This window comes from Streptomyces sp. NPDC058240 (genome assembly GCF_042882135.1).
Lineage (GTDB): Bacteria > Actinomycetota > Actinomycetes > Streptomycetales > Streptomycetaceae > Streptomyces.
In genome coordinates this window covers 1-17,274 of the sequence record NZ_JBHVWT010000078.1, presented here as the reverse complement: position 1 = coordinate 17,274, position 17,274 = coordinate 1, and the positions used below count along the sequence as shown (strand labels likewise).

The following is a 17,274-nucleotide window of genomic DNA, read 5'->3' as shown; positions in this document are numbered from 1 at the left end:
GTCGACGAACTGGAAGCGGCTGCTCACCAGCTGGTCTCGGCCGCAAAATACTTCGCGGCCCTCCGCAGGATCTCCCGCTCGAGCTCGAGTTCCTTCACCCGGGCCCGCAGCTGCCGGTTCTCCTCCTCCATCGCGGTGGCCTCCACGGCCCCGGGCCGGGCGGCCTGCTCGGCGTCCCGCACCCACGTGCGCAGCGTCTCGTGGTTGACGCCCACGTCCTTGGCCACCGACGCATACGTCCCACCCGGACTGGCGTGGTACAGCGCGACGGCATCGGCCCGGAACTCAGGCGAGTACTTCGATGTCCCCAACAGGGCGTACCAGGATCCCGGCAAAGTCGCATTTCAGCAGGTCAGCAGCAGTTGGACGGGGTGGTGCGGGTCCCAGGCGTGATGTCGCAGGGCTTGGGCGATGTTGGTCGCGCCGTGCAGGCGCAGCATGCTGATGGCGAGGTTGCGTAGTGAAGCCATGATGCGCGGACCGTTGCCTGTGCGGATCTGGGATCGGTCCTCGTCGAAGGTGACGTCGCGGACCCAGTGCAGTCGGTTTTCGATGCGCCAGTGGCCGCGTACCCACGCCGCCGGACTTCTTCACCGCCCCGGGTGCGGCCGCCGTCGACGGACAGGCCATGCCTGCGCAGATCGTTCGCAGCGCCGCGGTGGGAGGCGGTGCGTGCTTCCTTCCGCTTGGCCGGCGTGTCCTTGAGGGTGTGGCGGTAGGTCAGGTGCGGCGAGGCCAGCCGCTGTATCTGGTCGGCGGTGGCGGCCTTGAGCACTCCGAGCACGTGGGAGTTAACCTTCACGCCGCCTCCACACATACTGACGTCCAGTGCAATGTCACATTGCAACTGCATCCTGAGTGCATCAGTGATGCCTATGAACGACGCCTCTGAACAGGGAGAACTACCCTCATGTCTCGTATCGCTCTGCTCGCCACCGCGGCCGTGGGCCTGGCCTTATTCGGCGCGGCCCCGGCCACCGCCGCACACGCCCCCACCACCACTGCCACCACCGTGACGTGCGGTCCGTCCGCCCTCCGGGTGGGCTTGTCGACCAAGGTGTGCGCCGAAGTCACCGGCAACAGCGTGCAGCTGTACGGCCAGATAAACCTGTCGGGCCCGCCCAGCCCGGGCTCCACGCTCCCGGTCAAGGACCTGACCACGACCCTCACCGGCAACGCCGTCGGCAGCACCTCCCTCGGCCACCTGGTGCAGCCGGTCCGTTTCCAAGCCGCGACCACCCAGGTCCGTGGCGTCGGCGGCACCGTCCCCTGCGGCTCGACCGTCCACGCCGAGTTCACCTCATCCGCCCTCGGCTATCCCTCCAGCCCGGTGACCCTGGACGTTCCGGTCACCTGCTGACGAACGTCCGACACAATGAGCAGGCTGCGCGGCCGGAACGGACGCGGAGCCTGCCCGCGGCAGCGAGGGCGGTTACTTCGGGCAGCCCTTGAATTCCCCGGTCTCCCACGCTGTGCGGCAGATGGCCCGCCAGGGGGGCGGCCCGAAAATGAGGTGACCCCGGCGGTGTGGACACTCTGACAATTGGATCTTGCAGATCCGAGGAAGGGTGTCCTGGTGGGACGGAAGTCTCCGTATCCGGCGGAGTTCAGGAACGATGCCGTCGCGCTGTACCGCGCGGCGGGCGGGAAGCGCACGTATGCGGCGGTCGCTGCGGATGTCGGGGTGACCGGCGAGACGCTGCGGAGCTGGGTGCGCCAGGCTGACGAGTTGGCAGGCCGCAGCCGTAGTGAGGTGCCCGGGGAGAACCGGAATGAGGAACTGGCACGGCTGCGGGCCGAGATCGGCCGGCTACGAAAAGCGGAGAAGGAGTGGCAGCTCGAGCGCGAGATCTTGCGCCGGGCAGCCGCCTATTTCGCCACGGAGATGAAGGCATGACCCGCCGCTGGGACTTCGTCTCCACGTATCGCGCCGAGTTCGGCGTCTGACAGCGTCCAGCGGATATGCCGGGCCCTTCAGGTCTCCCGCTCGGGCTTCTACCGGTGGCTCGCCGGTGCGAAGGCCCGCGGGGTCCGGCAGGCCGCCGACGCCGCCCTGGTCGAGGAGATCCGCGAGGTCCACACCGCGCACAAGGGGATGTACGGAGTCCGCCGCGTCCATACTGCGGTCGCAGTCCCGGCCGCGGCTTGCACCCTCGCGATCGAGGAACCTCATCGTCGCTTCGTACAGCAAGCACCCCCCGCGGTGTTCGGCGTGGAAAGGCGCTGTCACGTTGTTGGGTGTGTGGGTGTCTGATGGTGTGTCGGGGCATGGTGGGGCCTGGTTCGGGGCCTGTGCTCAGGCCGTGGTGGACAGACCGGCGGTGCCGGTGACCTGCTCCCAGGTGGTGAAGCGGTGCTGCATCTCGGTGCGGTAGTCGGGGGCGGTCATCAGATGGCGGCGGGGCCGGAAGTGCGGTGAGATACCGCTGAACGCGGACAGGAACCGCTGCGCCCCGCCGGCGGAGCGGAAGCCTTTCATCGCACGTTCACGCTGCCGGGTGGGCTGGTGGCTGTTCTCCGCCCGGTTGTTCAGCCCCTTGTGCGAGCGGTGCTCGACCGAGGGCATGACCTCGCGGTGGGCGGCGCCGTAGGAGCGGAGCCTGTCCGTGACGACCACCCGCGGCACCGTACGGGTCGTCTTCACCAGACGACGGAAGAATCGCCTGGCCGCGGTCTTGTCCCGCCGGTTCTGTACGAGGATGTCCAGCACCATGCCGTCCTGGTCGACAGCCCGCCAGAGGTACTTCTGCTCGCCGTTGGTCTTGACGAAGACCTCGTCCAGGTGCCACTTGTCACCAGGCCGGGGCCGGCGGTGGCGCAGTGAATTGGCGTACTGCTGCCCGAACTTCAGGCACCAGCGGCGGATGGTCTCGTAGGAGACGATCACGCCGCGCTCGAGCATCAGCTCCTCGACCTCACGGAAGCTGAGCGGGAACCGGAAGTACAGCCACACGCAGTGGGAGATCACCTCGACCGGGTACCGGTGACCCCTGTACGACGGCGACGCGCTCCCCACGGACGACTCCCCCTCCACCATGATCAACCCGAAGATCATCCCACCCGCTCAGTCAACGTGACAGAACCATCCGGGCCGCTCCGCCACACGAGCTGGGACGTGCCACACAGGGCCGCCGGCCGTCGTACCTCATGTGTGATGAACTATGGCCCGGTTTCGAGATGTTGATCTCGTCTCGGCAAGAAAGTGGGAGGGATCGTGAACCTTGGCGGGGGGACGTGGCAGCGGCTGACCGCCGTGGTGCTCGTCATGGCGGTGGCGGCCGGGTGTACGGGTCTGGGCGAAGGGCCGGAGGGCGGGAACGACAAAGACCTGCTGCGGAACCATGACTGGACGCAGATGCCGGGCACCACCGCGCGGAACGACGTCCTGCGGGTCAGCGCATCGGATCGGCACATCGTGGAGCAGGACTCCTCCGGTGGCCAGCCCAATCCCCCGCTGAACCTGGCCGGCCCGCATCTGAGGTCCGATGGCGACTTCACCGTCACCGCACGGATGTCCGGTGTGGGCGACGATGACGGCGACTCATGGCTGCGGCTGTACGGACGGGTACCGGTCATCTACGACGAGTGGCGGCAGGAGCGGCCCTCACTCCGCGTCGGCGTGACCGCCGACGGACAAGTGAAGGTACAGATATGGGACGGCGAGGGCGACGAGCCAGCCACCTCCAAGGTTTTCGACTGCGGCTGCTCCGGGACGGTGACGCTCGCCGTGTCGAGCATCGGTGACACCTTCCGCGTGAAAGCCGACGGGCGGCGGCTGGGAACCGTGCAGGACCCGGGGGTGTTCGCCGAGGGCACTGTCTGGTTCGGTCTGGAGGCGGACGCGGGCGAAGACGAGCGCCGCGAGGGATGGCGTCTGACGCAGCTGATCGCGCGGGCAGAGAGCGGTGACTCGCTCCGCGTGGTCAACGCGCCGCAGCTACGCCAGGAGCAGTCCGACGACTCGCTGCGTGCGCGGGCCGCAGACGTGGGGCGGCCGTTCGACGTCGGCGCCGCCCTAGCCGAGAATCCGCTGCTCACCGACTCCCGCTACCGGGCGCTCGCGGGGAGCCAGTTCTCCATGCTCACTCCGGAGAACGCGTTCAAGCCACAGTTCCTCCACCCGCGCCGGGGCGTCTACGATTTTCGCGACGCGGACCTACTCGTACGCTTCGCCCGCGCAAACGACATGAAGGTTCATGCGCACACCCTCGTCTGGCACGAGGCTCTGCCCAACTGGGTGCGGGAGAACGACGATCCCGAGGAGGTGCGCCGGACCATGCTCCGGCACATCGCCACGGTCGCCGGTCACTTCAAGGGGAAGGTCGCGGAATGGGATGTGGTCAACGAGCCCATGTCCGACGACGAGGAGAGCTACGCCAACGGGGATCTTGGTCTGCGCTCCGAGCAGAGCCCGTGGTTCGAGGCCATGGGCGAGGAGTACATCGACGAGGCGTTCAGGGCCGCCCACCGGGCCGATCCGAAGGCACGGCTGTTCCTCAACGAGTACGGGGTCGAGGAGGAAGGCGAGCGGTGGGACGCCCTTTACGATCTGGTCAAGCGGCTCAAGGAACGGGGCGTACCGATCGACGGCGTGGGTTTCCAGAACCATGAGTACGCACCCGGCGACCGCATCGACCCGGAGACCTTCCGCAGCCATGTGCGGGATCTGGCGGAGCTCGGGGTCCAGGCGCGGGTGTCGGAGATGGACGTCCCCATAGGCGAGAACGAGGAGGACGGGCGGGAGACCCAGGCCGACGAGATGGTGGGCAAGCTGCGGGTCTGCCTGGAGGAGCCGAACTGCACATCGTTCTCCACGTGGGGATTCACCGACCGGTACGGTTCCACCGCCGACACCAAGATCTATCCTCCGCGCACGGCCGATTCCCTGCCGTGGGACGCGGCCCTGCGGCCGAAGCTGGCGTACGAGCGCCTGCTCGAGGCCTTTGACGAGGCGTGAGGCATCAGGGCGGCACTGTCACGTTGACTGACCGGCCTGGGATGATCTTCTGGTTGGTCATGGTGGGAGGGGTCGTCCGTGGACAGCGAGCCGCCGTCGTATAAGGGGCACCGGTACCCGGTGGAGATCATCGCGCACTGCATGTGGCTGTACTTCCGTTTCCCGCTGTCGTTCCGCGAGGTCGAGGAGCTGATGCTCGAGCGCGGCGTGCTCGTCTCCCACGAGACGGTCCGCCGCCGGTGTACGAAGTTCGGGCAGGCCTACGCCAACGGCCTGCGCCAACGGCCTGCGCCGCCGGCGTGTGCAGCCGGGCGACAAGTGGCACCTGGACGAGGTCTTCCTCAGGATCAACGGTGAGCTGAAGTACCTGTGGCGGGCCGTCGACGCCGATGGCAACGTGCTCGACATTTTGGTCCAGAACCGGCGGGACACCGCTGCGGCCCGGCGGTTCTTCCGCAACCTGCTCAAGAAGACCTGCTCGGTGCCGAGGGTGGTCGTCACCGACAAGCTGCGCTCCTACGGCGCGGCCCACCGCGAGGTCATGCCCTCCGTAGAACACCGCGCCCACAAGGGCCTGAACAACCGGGCCGAGAACAGTCACCAGCCGACGAGGCAGCGCGAACGCGCGATGAAGGGCTTCCGCAGTACCGGCGGGGCCCAGCAGTTCCTGTCCGCGTTCAGCGGTACCTCACCGCACTTCCGACCACGCCGCCACCTGATGACCGCCACCCAATACCGCACCGAGATGACCACCCGCTTCGCCATCTGGGACCAGATCACCGGCGCCACCGACCAGCCCACCGCAGCGTAAGCCAGGCCCCCACCCAACCCCTACACACCCTGACGCGCCCTCAACCGATCAACACCGCACCAACGTGACAACGCCCTGGTGACAGGTACCAAACCCAGACGCCTCGGCTGACAAGCACTCGCCGCGGCCACCGCGCGCCAGTTCAGTCGTCAGCAATCACCAGCTCGCCGAATGTATGGAGTCCGACCTGCGCTGCGAGCCACGGGGCGCGTTCGGCCTCGACCTGCTTCACGTCGACATGACTCACTGCGCCTTGCCGGCCCGCAGGGCGTCAGCAGCTGCTACCTAGTGACGGACACGTCCGTCACCCGCCCGGCCTGGGCCCCCCGCCACGAGCGCTACACAGCCCTCACCGGCGAACTCCTGCGGGTGCTCACCGACGGCATCTCCGACGGTCCCGAGTTCCTGACCCTGGACTCGATAGCCAAGCACGTCGACGAGTCGTTTCGGGCACGGGCGGTGCCCCGGCCCGTATGGCAGCCGGAAAGCATCGGTTCGCTGTCCTTCGTACGAAACCAACAGCACCGGCTCCCAAAGGTGACTTCTTGGACAGCAGCGATGACGCCGTCACGGGCGGAGCGGGCCAGTCCCAACACCTCCGTCTCACCGCCATGACCGGTTGTGCCTCTTGGACCGCCCGCTGGTCAGGGGCTGTGCATCGGTGGTGGCAGCGGTGTGCCCTCACCTTGCTCCCGCTCGTACTCTGCCGCACGTCAGTGCCACAATGCTCTCCGCCTGATCGCGCACCGCCCGGGAGTGCTACGCGATGCACTCGGCCCGTAACTCGCCAGGCTCTGCAATTTTGTGCGATGCAGGAGCCCACGCGGTTCTGCAAGGCCTCCCGATGCCGCCGAAAAGGGCACGAGCAGGCCAGCCGTACGACAAGCGGGGACAATGTTCTGAGGCAGTAGCCGCCGACCGCGGCCCGAAGCAATGTACTCCAGCCGCTCTGCCGAAGACCGTCCCCTGCGGCTGTGTCCTCCGTCGGCGTGAGAAGGGGACCGCACTGTGAATACGGAAGGCGTCGATACCGCACTGGAGCAGGCACTGGAACGCCTGGCACTGCTCGCAGAGGCCAGCACCGCCCTGGCCAGCACACTGGACCTCCAGAAAGCGCTGAGACGTCTGTGCCGTGTCGTTCTGCCACGACTCGGGGACTGGTGCGCCATCGACCTGGTCGGCGACCACGGGACCGTCCGCCGCGTGGTGGTGGCACACCATGACACGGGCCTCCTGCCGACCGGGCGCCTGGAGGGCCCTTTGCCCCCGGCCCCCGAGGACTCCTTTGACCCTCTCGCACGGGTGCTGCGCGGTGTCGGCCCCCTGCTCCTGGACGAGGCAGCCCTCCACACGGGCCGCGACGAGGCGTTTCACACCGCACAACGGGAACTGTTCGAAGAACTCCGTTCCCACAGCGTGATCAGCGCGCCGCTGCGCACCCGCAGACAGGCCCTGGGAGCACTGACGCTGGCCCGGAGTACATCCCGGACGCCACTGACCGCCGACGACGCCGCGCTCGTGGAGGACCTCGCCCATCGCATCGCACTGGCAGTCGACAACAGCCACCTGTTCGCCTCCGTCCAGCACGTCGCGGAACGTCTGCAGCGCTCCCTGCTCCCGCCCTTGCCCGGCAACGAGCCGTACGCGGTCGCCGCACGGTACGTGCCCGCGCCCACAGCCGCGGAGGTCGGCGGGGACTGGTACGACTACTTCCCCCTGCCCGACGACGCCAGCGCCCTGATCATTGGCGACATGGTCGGCCACGACGTGCAGGCCGCCGTCACGATGAGCCAGCTGCGCAACATGCTCCGCGCCCTCGCCTGCGACCGGCGAGAACCCCCCGGCGACATCCTGCGCCGCCTCGACCTCATCTCGGACACCCTCTACCCGGGGCACATCGCCAGCTGCATCTACGCACGCCTCGAAGCCTCCCGCCACGGCTGCTGGCACCTGCACTTCTCGAACGCCGGACATCCGCCCCCACTGCTCGTCGAACACGACGGTGACGCCCGCTACCTCAACCGACCCACACGGCCTCCTGCTGGGCGTCGACACCACTCAGAGCCGCCCCGACCGCGAGGCGATCCTGAAGCCCGCAGCCACACTCCTCCTCTACACCGACAGCCTGATCGAACGCCCCGGAGAGAACGTCGAGGACCGGCTGCACCACCTCCGCGAAGAGGCAGCCGCACTCGCGCGTGACTCGCTCAACACCTTCTGCGACGCAATCCTCGCCGACCTCGGCACCGGAAGCACCGACGACATCGCTCTCCTCGCCGTACGCATGCCCCCGTGAACCCGGAACTGCCCTGCGGGGCAGGAGCATCACGCCGACGAAAACCCACAGCCCGATGTACATCCAGCCGGCGACGTCCCGAGGCATCGTGATACGCCGGGCACTCCGACCATGAGGGAGAAGCCATGGCGAGGGTGGCAGTCGAGGGGACCGATATCGTCGTACACCTGTCCTGGCGGGAGAAGGCCCTGGCACACCACCGCAACGTGCGGGTTCCGGTGTCGGCGCTGCGCCAGCTTTATATCGAGCCCGACTGGTGGCGTGCGCTTCGTGGTGAGCGTGACCGGGGCACGTGCATCCCCGGACAGGTGTGCGCTGGTGTCCGGCACCTACGGGAAGGGCAGGACTTCACGTTGGTACGGGCCGGCACACCGGTGCTGTGTGTGGAACTCCGCCGGGCCGCGCCGTTCAGCCGGCTGGCGATCTCCGTCCCCGATCCCGAGAAGGCGATGGGGACTCTCCTGCCGCTGGTCCCACGGGACCGGCTGGGCTGAAAGCGAGCGGCCCCGCATCCGACTGCGTAGGGTTCTCGCCCCTGGCCGACAGCCGTTCGACGGTTGTCCGGTCAGGAAGATCTTCGGCTCGGGGACGGCGGGCCGAGCGCCCGCGGCAGACGGTGTCTGCGATCGGCGCTCGCCGGTCGGGCTGGTGCCCGGACGGCGTGGGTCTTCGGCGTATCCGTCAGCCGCAGTACTGTGCTGCGGCTGGTGAAGCGTTGCCCGGCCTGGAAAGTTCCAGCCCGCAGGCGATGGGTGCCGATGAGTACGCGACCTCTCCGGCACGGCCGCTTCCCGAGGGGGAGGGGCGGTCATCTTTCGACGCCGGTGATTCCGTGGGGTGTTCCGACGGGTTTGGATTCCAGGGATCCGCGCTGGCGCAGGTATACGGAGAAGGTGGCCATGCAGGCCACTGCCAGGAGTTCGTACTGCCAGTTCTGCAGGCTGCGGCCTGGTCGGCACCTTCTCCGCCACCCTCACCCTCCTGCCGGTCACCGCCCTCGCTCTCAGCGGCACCCGACGGCAGACCCGGATCGTGGCCCAGCACACCGCCCCGGCCCCCGGGCCTCCAGATCCTCAACGCACCGCCCGCCAGGTCCACGGCGCCGACATCGCGGTGATCGTCACTAACGGCTGCGTTACGGCCCGGCCGTCACCTTCGCCAAGCAGCAGCGCCTCCACGTCGTCGACCGCCATACCCTCGGAACGTGGGCAGCCAGCTCCCGCCCCCTGTGGGAACTCCTCCGCGCCCCCGTAAGCTGACCTCGCTCTCCTGAAGCCGCGCGGCCGTGCTGGTGGCTACGCGAACTCCGCCCGGCAGCTGCTGGACCTGGCCCCGGAGGACAACGGGCGCGAAGTGCTGTGGCACGTCCGCGTGAGCGTTCTCTACGGTGAAGCCATGCCCACCGAACCAACCCCGGGCCAACCCGTACGCGCCCACCTCACCACTCCCGACGGGCGGCGCCTCTTTTACCTCGACTTCGGGCCGGCAGAGGGACGGCCCTTGCTCGGGTTGCACGGACACCTTGGCGAAGGAGCTGACTTCGCGGACCTCGCCCGCGACCTGAGCCCCGACGGGTGGCGGGTGGTAGCACTGGACCAGCGAGGACACGGGGACTCCGACCGGGCGAAGCAGTACGACCGGAACGGATACCTCGACGATCTGAGCCTTCTGCTCACCCACCTGGGCCTTGATCATCAGCCCCTGCCCGTCCTCGGGCACTCCCTCGGTGCCATCAACGCCTACTACCTGGCCGCGGCCCGACCTGACGCTGTAAGCGCCCTGATCAACATTGACGGGCCTGCGCACCTGCCAATTGTGAACCCCGCCCCGCTGTCCGTACTGCTCGACCTTCCGTACTCCGCCCCCACACGCGGGGAACTCCTCGCCGCCTGCGGCTCCCTGAAACCCTTGCTGGAAAACGGACTGCGACCGCACCACGACGGATGGCGGCTCGGCTCTCACCCCACGGACATGATCGACTCCGACACCCGTCTGCTCGGCGACCACTGGCACCAATGGCTGGGCTCCCACTGCCCCGCGCTGCTCCTGCACGGCACGGCCAGCACCGTGCTGCCCACCGCGCAGGCCCGCGAGATGGCATCTCGACGCCCCGGCACCACCCTGACCGAACTGAACGCCGACCACTGGCCTCATCTACGGAGACCGAAGGAGTCAGCGGTTGCAATCCGCCGATTCCTCTCCGCACCACCGACACGATTTGGCCCTGGCGGTGACCGGTCTCAGCGTCCGTGGTCCAGATGAGGTGAGGGTGCGGTGCCTGAGCGCTGGTCAGGGGGAGACTTCGTACTTGACTGGTTCAACCAGCGACGCCTCCACGGCGAACTCGGCCACCTCACCCCCGCCGAGCACGAAGCCGCCCACTACGCGGCCGAACCCCCCTGCGTCACTCCAGAAAACCAGCTAACTCGCTCTCCACGAAACCCGGGGCTTGACACCGCTGCCAGGCTTCGGGCGGGGCCCTGGCCGATGAGGTGGTCGATGCGCGGGCACCGAAGCCAGGTAAGGAAGCAGCGCCGTCAACTCGACATCACGCCACCAGCCTCCCTCACCAACGCACTTGCCGAGGCCGAAACCGCAAAGCCGATCAACGGCTACGAAAATCTTGGCAGAGCCTGATTCATGATGGACCCGACCTGGCTGCCGAGATCCGGGGTGCACACCTGGTGGAGATTCTCGCAGGGCACGCCATGACGTCCGAGCAGCCGCAGTTGATCGTGCGCTTCCTCGCGGAGTTTTGCGAGGAAGCGCCGCCGCGTCAGTCGGGCAGTTTCCAGTGGTAGGTGTGTGGGCCGGGGCCGCAGGGGTGGACCGTGTGGTCGGGGAGGTGCACCGTTGCGCGTGTTCCCGGTGGGACGGTGACGTTCAGTTCGCCGCCATCCCCGTCGTCGCGCCAGTCGCTGCCGACGATGCCGTAGGGGGTCTGAAGGGTTCCTTCGGCGGTTTTGATGCCGCCGCCGGTGACGGGGGCGATGCGGATGTGGCGGTAGCCGGGTTCGGCGGGGGTGATGCCGAGGAGTGTTTCGCGCAGCCAGCAGGCGATGCTGCCGTAGGCGTAGTGGTTGTGGGAGGCGGTTCCCTCTCCTGCTTCGGTGTAGCCCTCCCAGGTTTCCCAGATAGTGGTGGCGCCCAGTTCCACCTGGTGGAGCCAGGACGGCGAGGAGCTCTGCAGCAGGAGTTTGAAGGCGGTGTCGGCGTGCCCGGTGTCGGTGAGGACCTGGAGCAGCATGGGGGTGCTCAAAAAGCCGGTCGCCAGGTGGTGGCCGGCTTCTTCGATGAGGCTCACCAGCCGGGCGGCTGCGCGGGGGCGTTGCGCGGGGCGTAGCAGGTCGAAGGCGAGGGCGCGGACGTAGTCGTCCTGCCGGTCAGTGCCGATGGTGCCGTCGGGGTGGAGGAAGGCTGCTCGCCATGCCTCGCGGACGTTCTCGGACAGCGCGTCGTAGTGGTGGGCGTCCCGGTCGCGCCCCAGCACGGTGGCCGTTTGGGCGAGAACGCCCGAGGAGTGGGCGAGGTAGGCGGTAGCTACGACGGCGCCGCGCAGGGTGCCTTCCAGAGCGTTGGCGGGAAATTGTTCGCCCGGTCGCAGCCACTCGCCCCAGTGGAAGCCGCTGTCGAGAATGTACCGCTCCAGGGTCCCGGCGCGGCGGCGGGATACGCGGCGGGGCAGGCCGCGCCGGTTGCGGGCGATGCGGGCCATGTACTCGACCCAGGCGCGCATGCTGGGGTACTGCCGCTCCAGGACGGCGTGGTCGCCGTAGTAGCGGTAGAGGTTCCAGGGGATGAGGACGGCCGCGTCGCCCCAGCCGGTGGAGTTGGCCAGGGTACGGGCCAGCATCCAGGTGGCCCGTACCGTTGAGGTGGTGGACGCCTCGGCGGGGACGAACGGGGGCACCCGGCCGTCGGGGAACTGCTCGAGGGCGAGGTTGCGCAGGTAGCGGGTCAGGAAGGTGTGGGCGTCGACCATGCCGGTGGCGGTGGGTGTGAATGCCTGGATGTCGCCAGTCCAGCCGGAGCGTTCACGGGTGGGGCAGTCGGTGGGGGTGTCGGTGAAGTTGGAGCGGGTGCTCCACAGCACGTTGTGCCACAGCCGGGTGAGTCGTTCGTCGGAGCAGGCGAACGTCCCGGCCTGTTCGAGCTGTGAGGACAGCACCACGGCTTCGATGTCGTCGGCGGTCAGGTGATGGGTGAGGCCCTGGATCTCGACGTAGCGGAAGCCGTGGATGGTGAACCACGGCTGGTACCAGGTGTCGGTGCCGTCGAGGGTGATCTCGTCACGCTGGTACCAGGGCTTGCTCTTGTCGGCGAGGATGTAGTCAGTGTCGAGTTCCCCGGCGGGTGTGAGGAGTTCGCTGTGGGTGAGCCGCACGCGGGTGCCGGCCGGTCCGGACAGGCGGAGGCGGACCACGCCGGCCATGTTCTGTCCGAAGTCGGCCAGTTGGCGGCCGTTGGGGGAGCGCCAGATGCGTGCTGCGGGCAGCCGGTCGATCTCGCCGACGCGTGCGGTTTCCTCGGCGATCAGCCGGCGGGGATGCGAAGGCAGCGTCTGCGCGGGGTTGAAGCGGTCCGGCGGCTGGGGGCGGTGAGCCAGTCGCTGTCCGGGACGCTCAGGTCGGCGTGTTCGCCGTCCTTGGGATCACAGCGCGTGATGCGGCCCGTGCCCGCGCTCCAGCCTTCGTCCGTGGTGAAGCACACCGAAGTACCGTCGGCGAGGTCGAGTTCGACGTGCACGAATCCGGCGAGTCGGGTGCCGTAGACGCTGCGGCGGGAGAGCACACCCAGTCGGCCGCGGTAGCGGCCGTCGCCGACGGCGATGGCGACGATGTTGGCGCCTTCACGGAAGTGCTCGGTGACGTCGTAGGCCTGGTATTCCACCACCTTGTCCAGCGGGGTGAAGCGTGGCACCAGAGCGGGTCCTGTGAGGTCGGTGCCGTTGACGAACAGCCGGTACCAGCCCAGCGCGCTCGCGTAGGCGCGTCCGCGCACGACAGCGGCCGGCAGCTGCAGCCGGCCGCGCAGGTATAGGGCCGCCACGTCGTCGGCGGTGACCGGTGGGCCGCTGATCCACGATGCCCGCCACCGCCCGCCGTCCAGGACACCGGTCTCGAAGTCGGCTGGCTCACTCCAGTCACTGGCGGCGCCGCCAATGTCGTGGAGCCTGGCACGCCAGACATAGCGTGTACAGGAGGCCAAGGGCGGCCCCGCGTAACGTACGCCGGTCTGCTCGTCGCCCACGACGTGCCCGCTGTCCCACACCAGGGTGCCGTCGAAGTCGCCGTCCTCGGCCACTTGGATCGTGTAGCCGCCCTGTTCCGCAGGGGGTGTCGGGGCGGCCAGTTGCCAGGAGAAGGACGGCATCGGGTCGTCGATGCCCAGCGGGGCTCCGCGTCCGTTGGTACGCAGCCTGACGGCGTGCACGATCCTGGTGGTGGACGGGGCGGACGGGATCACGCGGTGTCTCCGATCAGTGCGCGGTGGAGCTGGGGCCGGACGGCCCGGGTCTCGGACAGGAACGTGAACAGGGACCAGGTGTGCACCAGGCCCTCGCGGACGACGATGTCCACGGGGGCGCCCTCGGCCCGGGCACGTTCGACGAGCCGTGCGGTGTCCGGGTACAGGACGTTGAGGGTGCCTGCGTAGACGGTGATGGGCGGCGGAGCGGTGAGCGGCCCGAACCGGGGCTGGCCATGGGGGCTGCGGGATCGAGGTCCCCGGCCCACAGCCGTCCGCAGGCGCGCAGGCCGGCCACGCCCAGCAGCGGGTCGTCCATCTCCAGGCTCGCGGGGGCGTCGAGCGTGACGTCCAGCCAGGGCGAGATGAGCACCGGTCGGTCCAGTGGCGTCTCTCCCCGGTGGGTCAGGTGCTGTACTGCGGCCAGCGCCAGGCCGCCGCCCGCGGAGTCGCCGGTGACGGTGACGGCGTCCGCCCCCGTGCTCGGCGATCGCCTTGCCGAGCACCTCGGCGGTGACCGCTACCGCCGACGCAGCGGCACCGGCCGGGGCCAGTGGGTGGATCGGAACGATGACCGTGGCGCCGGAGCGGCGGACGAGATCGGCGCACCAGTGATACTCAGTGCGCTGCGCTGGGCGATGTAAGCACCGCCATGCAGGTAGATCACGACACGGCGCACGGCAGGACGCTGCGCCGGTCGCAGTACCCACACCGCCCAGCCGGTGTGGGTACTGCGGCCGGCTGTCAGCCCTCGCGTCACCCAGCGGCTCGGTGCCGCCTGAGCGGGGCCCGCCCCCCGCCGTGCGGCCCGTGCTGCCCTGCGCGTGGCTGGGCGGGCCAGCAGGTCGGATGCCCACAGGCGGTTGTAGCGGACCAGACGTGCGGCCCGGACCACGGCACGGTGCTGCCGGCTCGTCTTCACGTTCCCGCTCATGTGATCACCTCAGTGGAAATGTCCACCGCACGCACATCGGACGAGGGCGGTCGATGGTCGAGTTCACGCGCTTTGAACAGGCGCGGGATCCACAGCAGACCGATGAGGGAGGCACCGACGGCCAGGGCGAGGACGAGAGAGAACAGCAGGGTCGGGTGGTGCCGGACGAGGGCGGGGGTGGTGAAGGCGAACCCGGCGGCGACCACACGGTTGAACGCGAAGGTTGTTCCCTGGACCGTGGCGCGCAGCGTCTGCAGTGGCCCGGTGCTGGTAGTAGCCGGAGCGGGAGACACCCAGAACGCGGCAGATCCGCTTCACGCCGAAGTCGGCGCGATTCTCGGAGGTGAAGTCCCAGCGGCGGGGGCTCACTTCACCTCCCGAGCGCAATAGGCGGCTGCCGGCGCAGGATCTCGCGCTCCAGCTGCCACTCCTTCTCCGCCTTCAGCAGCCGGGCGTTCTCCGCCCGCAACCGGGCCAGTTCCTCAGCCGGACTCCCGCCGACCGCACGGCGCTCGGGCAGTGCCTGCGACTCGTTTTCCCAGCGGACCCACGTCCGCAGCGACTCGGCGGTGATGCCGAGGTCCGCCGCCACCGCCGCGTATGTGCGCTTGCAGCCCGCGGCGCGGTAGAACGCGACCGCGTCCTTCCTGAACTCCTCCGGATACGGAGACTTGCCTCCCACCTGGACATCCCTCCCTGGACCATCAAGATCCATTGTCAGGGTGTCCACTCCAAAGGATTAGCCTCAGCCGAGGTGGTGGCCACGTCCGTGATCACGTTGGCGCTGCCGGAGGCACGCGTCTCGGTGACCTGCGCGGCGAGGATCCTGGTCTTGGGCCGGGTGGGGTTCTTGCCCAGACGGACTGGACGGCCGTAGCGGCGCCCCCAGTCCTCGTTGACCAGGCCGGTCAGCAGGTGCGAAGCGGCGCGGGCCACTTCTTCCAGCACGGCACGGACGGCCTCGGTGACCAGTTCCAGCCGGGTCAGGTCGCGCACCGCGGCCAGGACGTGGGTGGAGTCGGTGCGCTGCGTGGTGCGCTCGCGCACGAGTCCGGCCTCTTTCAGGCGCGCGAGCGCCAGATCGAGGAGGCGGTCGGCGCGGTCGTCCTGGGTGAGGCGCTCGCGGAAGTCGGCCGGCACGCTGTGGTGGGAGCCGGGATCGTCCAGCTCCATGGCCAGGGCGTACTTGAAATCGATGCGGCAGCGGACTGTTTCCGCTGTCCGACAGGCCGAGCAGGACTGCAGCACGCGGACGGTGACCAACTGGGCGGGCGAGAGGCCCGGCGTCCATCGCGCGGGTACCAGCCCGCGAAGTCCTCGTCGCACCACAGCCCGTCCAACCGGTCTCTCACCCACATCGCCGTGGTACCGCCCGGGTTGCTCGCCCGAGCGATCTGCGCGGTCCGAGACGGGACTTGCTCACCGGAACGGGGACGGAGCGACAACGGACACCTCGACAACTGAATCGGTCTTCGAAACAGCCCCGAGCATGCCTGCTGATCATGCTGGCGCATCGGGAAACTCCAAGATCCCCGAGTCAAGCTCAGGAAGCACACCTGCCCAGGTGCGGTGTGGGTCAGTGGGCGTCGTAGATGCCTTGGTAGTGGCCGAGTGCGGTCTCGCGGATCTTGTCGTCGCTCCAGGTGACGAAGCGGCCGGGTGCCAGCCGCTCGGGGTCGACGAGGAGGTTGCCGGTCTCCAGGAGCATGTTCGCGAGTTGTCGGCCGACGCCACCGGCGTGGGTCACCCAGGAGGCTTCTGCGAACCATAGGCCGGCTACCTCAGTCGCGGGGCCGGCAAGCGGGATTTCATCGGGAGTCAGGGCGAACACGCCGTTGAGCCGATGTCCCCGGGGCGCTTCCCGGAAGGCCGGGACCAGGGCGGTGGCCTCGGCGATGGCGGTGCCGAAGTCGGTTTCCCGGAAGGGGAGTTCTGCCGATGCGAGCGTGGGGGATGGGGCCAGCGGGAGTGGTGCGTGGGCGTAGCTTCCCAGTCCGTAGCGGCGGCCATGGCGGCGGGTGTAGACCGCTTGGTCGGGGTAGCGGACGATCGGTGCGTCGATGGGGGTGTCGTCGAGTTCGGGCAGTTCGGCGGTGAACAGGTAGGGGTGCTGGACGTCCACCATGGGCAACTGCACTCCGGCATTTGCTGCCAGGATTGGGCCCCAAATGCCAGTGGCTAGCACGACCTGGTCGGCCCTCAGCAGCTTGCCGTCCTTACCTGCACGGACGCCGACAACCCGGCCCCGTTCTGTCTCCAGCGCCAGTACGGGCGTGTTGAATCGGAAGAGGGCTCCGCTTTTCTCGGCGGCATCAATGAGAGCGTGGGTGAGCGCGACCGGGTCAGCAGCGCCGTCGGAGGGGATGTGCAGCGCACCCAGTGCACGTTCGGCGTTGACCAGCGCGGGAGCCAGTGCGACGGCTTCGGCGGTATCGAGCACCCTCGCTTCGATACCGAGGTGCTGACCGTGCTCTACATCTTGGTGAGCCTGCTCCAGGCGGGCGGGGGTGGTGGCAATTTCCAGACAGCCAACCTGGCAGAAGGCCGCTGCGGGTCCAGTCTCCGAAAGAGCGCGGTAGGTGGCGACGCTGTCCTTGGCCAGCACAGCCAGTTCTGAGGTGGCGCTGAGCTGGCCGACGAAGCCGGGGGCCAGGCCGGTCGATCCGGGCAGCACAGCACAGTCACGGGCGTCGAGCACTGTCACCCGGTCGTGCCCTAGGGCCTGTTCTGAGTTCTGATCACAGTCGGGGTGTTCGCCCTTTGTTCGGCTGCTCCGGCTGGTAGTACGGTCGTATGACACGTGGCGATCT

At 68.5% G+C, this 17,274-nt stretch carries 15 protein-coding genes and 7 pseudogenes; 10 read left to right on the top strand and 12 right to left on the bottom strand.

Annotated elements, in window-relative coordinates; translation table 11 throughout:
• Nucleotides 1–311, bottom strand: a pseudogene (locus ACFVX4_RS39655) (transposase); the annotation flags it as partial.
• 33 nt (nt 312–344) lie between these two features.
• Nucleotides 345–470 carry a hypothetical protein gene (locus ACFVX4_RS39650; protein WP_389987628.1) on the bottom strand — a complete coding sequence of 42 codons (126 nt, stop codon included), beginning with the start codon at nt 468–470 and terminating at the stop codon, nt 345–347.
• A 440-nt stretch (nt 471–910) separates the two neighbouring features.
• On the opposite strand from ACFVX4_RS39650, the gene ACFVX4_RS39645 reads away from it, so the two are divergent.
• Together ACFVX4_RS39645 and ACFVX4_RS39640 are read left to right on the top strand one after the other, a co-directional pair.
• Nucleotides 911–1,360: a hypothetical protein gene (locus ACFVX4_RS39645; protein WP_389987625.1), complete on the top strand. Its 450-nt coding sequence runs from the start codon at nt 911–913 to the stop codon at nt 1,358–1,360.
• A gap of 216 nt (nt 1,361–1,576) precedes the next feature.
• Nucleotides 1,577–2,119, top strand: a pseudogene (locus tag ACFVX4_RS39640) (transposase); the annotation flags it as partial.
• Nucleotides 2,120–2,296: 177 nt separating this feature from the next.
• Here the strand turns inward: ACFVX4_RS39640 and ACFVX4_RS39635 are convergent.
• The gene (locus ACFVX4_RS39635; protein ID WP_389987640.1) at nt 2,297–3,037 is read right to left on the bottom strand and encodes an IS6 family transposase; all 741 of its coding nucleotides are present in this window, start codon (nt 3,035–3,037) and stop codon (nt 2,297–2,299) included.
• Nucleotides 3,038–3,214: 177 nt separating this feature from the next.
• Between ACFVX4_RS39635 and ACFVX4_RS39630 the strand changes: the two genes are divergently transcribed.
• The 6 genes and pseudogenes from ACFVX4_RS39630 (at nt 3,215) to ACFVX4_RS39605 (ending at nt 8,558) form a co-directional block, all read left to right on the top strand.
• Entirely contained in the window at nt 3,215–4,957 is a 1,743-nt protein-coding gene (locus tag ACFVX4_RS39630; protein WP_389987622.1) for an endo-1,4-beta-xylanase, read from the top strand.
• Nucleotides 4,958–5,098: 141 nt separating this feature from the next.
• Nucleotides 5,099–5,768, top strand: a pseudogene (locus tag ACFVX4_RS39625) (IS6 family transposase).
• A 288-nt stretch (nt 5,769–6,056) separates the two neighbouring features.
• On the top strand, nt 6,057–6,383 hold the full coding sequence (locus tag ACFVX4_RS39620; RefSeq protein ID WP_389987619.1) for a hypothetical protein: 327 nt from the start codon (nt 6,057–6,059) through the stop codon (nt 6,381–6,383).
• Between the two features lie 393 nt (nt 6,384–6,776).
• Nucleotides 6,777–7,757 (top strand): annotated as a pseudogene (locus ACFVX4_RS39615) (PP2C family protein-serine/threonine phosphatase); the annotation flags it as partial.
• A 13-nt stretch (nt 7,758–7,770) separates the two neighbouring features.
• Nucleotides 7,771–8,064 carry a SpoIIE family protein phosphatase gene (locus ACFVX4_RS39610; protein WP_389987616.1) on the top strand — a complete coding sequence of 98 codons (294 nt, stop codon included), beginning with the start codon at nt 7,771–7,773 and terminating at the stop codon, nt 8,062–8,064.
• Between the two features lie 125 nt (nt 8,065–8,189).
• Nucleotides 8,190–8,558, top strand: coding sequence for a hypothetical protein (locus ACFVX4_RS39605; protein ID WP_389559155.1), 369 nt, complete (start codon nt 8,190–8,192; stop codon nt 8,556–8,558).
• Between the two features lie 314 nt (nt 8,559–8,872).
• Here the strand turns inward: ACFVX4_RS39605 and ACFVX4_RS39600 are convergent.
• Nucleotides 8,873–9,010: pseudogene (locus ACFVX4_RS39600) on the bottom strand (DUF6766 family protein); the annotation flags it as partial.
• A 449-nt stretch (nt 9,011–9,459) separates the two neighbouring features.
• Here ACFVX4_RS39600 and ACFVX4_RS39595 point away from each other — a divergent pair.
• A complete protein-coding gene (locus ACFVX4_RS39595; RefSeq protein WP_389987613.1) occupies nt 9,460–10,326 on the top strand; it encodes an alpha/beta fold hydrolase in 867 nt (288 codons plus the stop codon).
• A gap of 514 nt (nt 10,327–10,840) precedes the next feature.
• Here ACFVX4_RS39595 and ACFVX4_RS39590 read toward each other — a convergent pair.
• The 4 genes and pseudogenes from ACFVX4_RS39590 to ACFVX4_RS39575 all read right to left on the bottom strand — a co-directional run.
• Nucleotides 10,841–12,544, bottom strand: a complete 1,704-nt coding sequence (locus ACFVX4_RS39590) for a family 78 glycoside hydrolase catalytic domain (RefSeq protein ID WP_389987637.1) — start codon at nt 12,542–12,544, stop codon at nt 10,841–10,843.
• Nucleotides 12,545–12,597: 53 nt separating this feature from the next.
• Entirely contained in the window at nt 12,598–13,530 is a 933-nt protein-coding gene (locus ACFVX4_RS39585; RefSeq protein WP_389987611.1) for an alpha-L-rhamnosidase N-terminal domain-containing protein, read from the bottom strand.
• Nucleotides 13,527–13,799, bottom strand: a complete 273-nt coding sequence (locus ACFVX4_RS39580) for a hypothetical protein (RefSeq protein WP_389987608.1) — start codon at nt 13,797–13,799, stop codon at nt 13,527–13,529. Before ACFVX4_RS39580 ends, ACFVX4_RS39585 begins: the two co-directional genes overlap by 4 nt.
• Nucleotides 13,800–13,804: 5 nt before the next feature.
• Nucleotides 13,805–13,957 (bottom strand): annotated as a pseudogene (locus ACFVX4_RS39575) (esterase); the annotation flags it as partial.
• Between the two features lie 28 nt (nt 13,958–13,985).
• On the opposite strand from ACFVX4_RS39575, the gene ACFVX4_RS39570 reads away from it, so the two are divergent.
• The gene (locus tag ACFVX4_RS39570) at nt 13,986–14,174 is read left to right on the top strand and encodes a hypothetical protein (RefSeq protein WP_389987605.1); all 189 of its coding nucleotides are present in this window, start codon (nt 13,986–13,988) and stop codon (nt 14,172–14,174) included.
• Nucleotides 14,175–14,460: 286 nt separating this feature from the next.
• Here the strand turns inward: ACFVX4_RS39570 and ACFVX4_RS39565 are convergent, their stop codons facing one another.
• From ACFVX4_RS39565 to ACFVX4_RS39550, 4 genes and pseudogenes are all read right to left on the bottom strand, one after another.
• Nucleotides 14,461–14,757, bottom strand: a complete 297-nt coding sequence (locus ACFVX4_RS39565) for a hypothetical protein (protein ID WP_389987643.1) — start codon at nt 14,755–14,757, stop codon at nt 14,461–14,463.
• Nucleotides 14,711–15,146, bottom strand: a pseudogene (locus ACFVX4_RS39560) (transposase); the annotation flags it as partial. The gene ACFVX4_RS39565 and the pseudogene ACFVX4_RS39560, both read right to left, overlap by 47 nt.
• A gap of 35 nt (nt 15,147–15,181) precedes the next feature.
• Nucleotides 15,182–15,712, bottom strand: coding sequence for a transposase (locus tag ACFVX4_RS39555; RefSeq protein WP_389987634.1), 531 nt, complete (start codon nt 15,710–15,712; stop codon nt 15,182–15,184).
• 328 nt (nt 15,713–16,040) lie between these two features.
• A complete protein-coding gene (locus ACFVX4_RS39550; RefSeq protein WP_389987631.1) occupies nt 16,041–17,264 on the bottom strand; it encodes an NAD(P)/FAD-dependent oxidoreductase in 1,224 nt (407 codons plus the stop codon).
• Nucleotides 17,265–17,274: the final 10 nt, after the last annotated feature.

Coding starts and splice junctions, on each gene's coding strand:
- ACFVX4_RS39650 (WP_389987628.1), bottom strand. CDS start 470: ATGGCTTCACTACGCAACCTCGCCATCAGCATGCTGCGCCTGCACGGC.
- ACFVX4_RS39645 (WP_389987625.1), top strand. CDS start 911: ATGTCTCGTATCGCTCTGCTCGCCACCGCGGCCGTGGGCCTGGCCTTA.
- ACFVX4_RS39635 (WP_389987640.1), bottom strand. CDS start 3,037: ATGGTGGAGGGGGAGTCGTCCGTGGGGAGCGCGTCGCCGTCGTACAGG.
- ACFVX4_RS39605 (WP_389559155.1), top strand. CDS start 8,190: ATGGCGAGGGTGGCAGTCGAGGGGACCGATATCGTCGTACACCTGTCC.
- ACFVX4_RS39595 (WP_389987613.1), top strand. CDS start 9,460: ATGCCCACCGAACCAACCCCGGGCCAACCCGTACGCGCCCACCTCACC.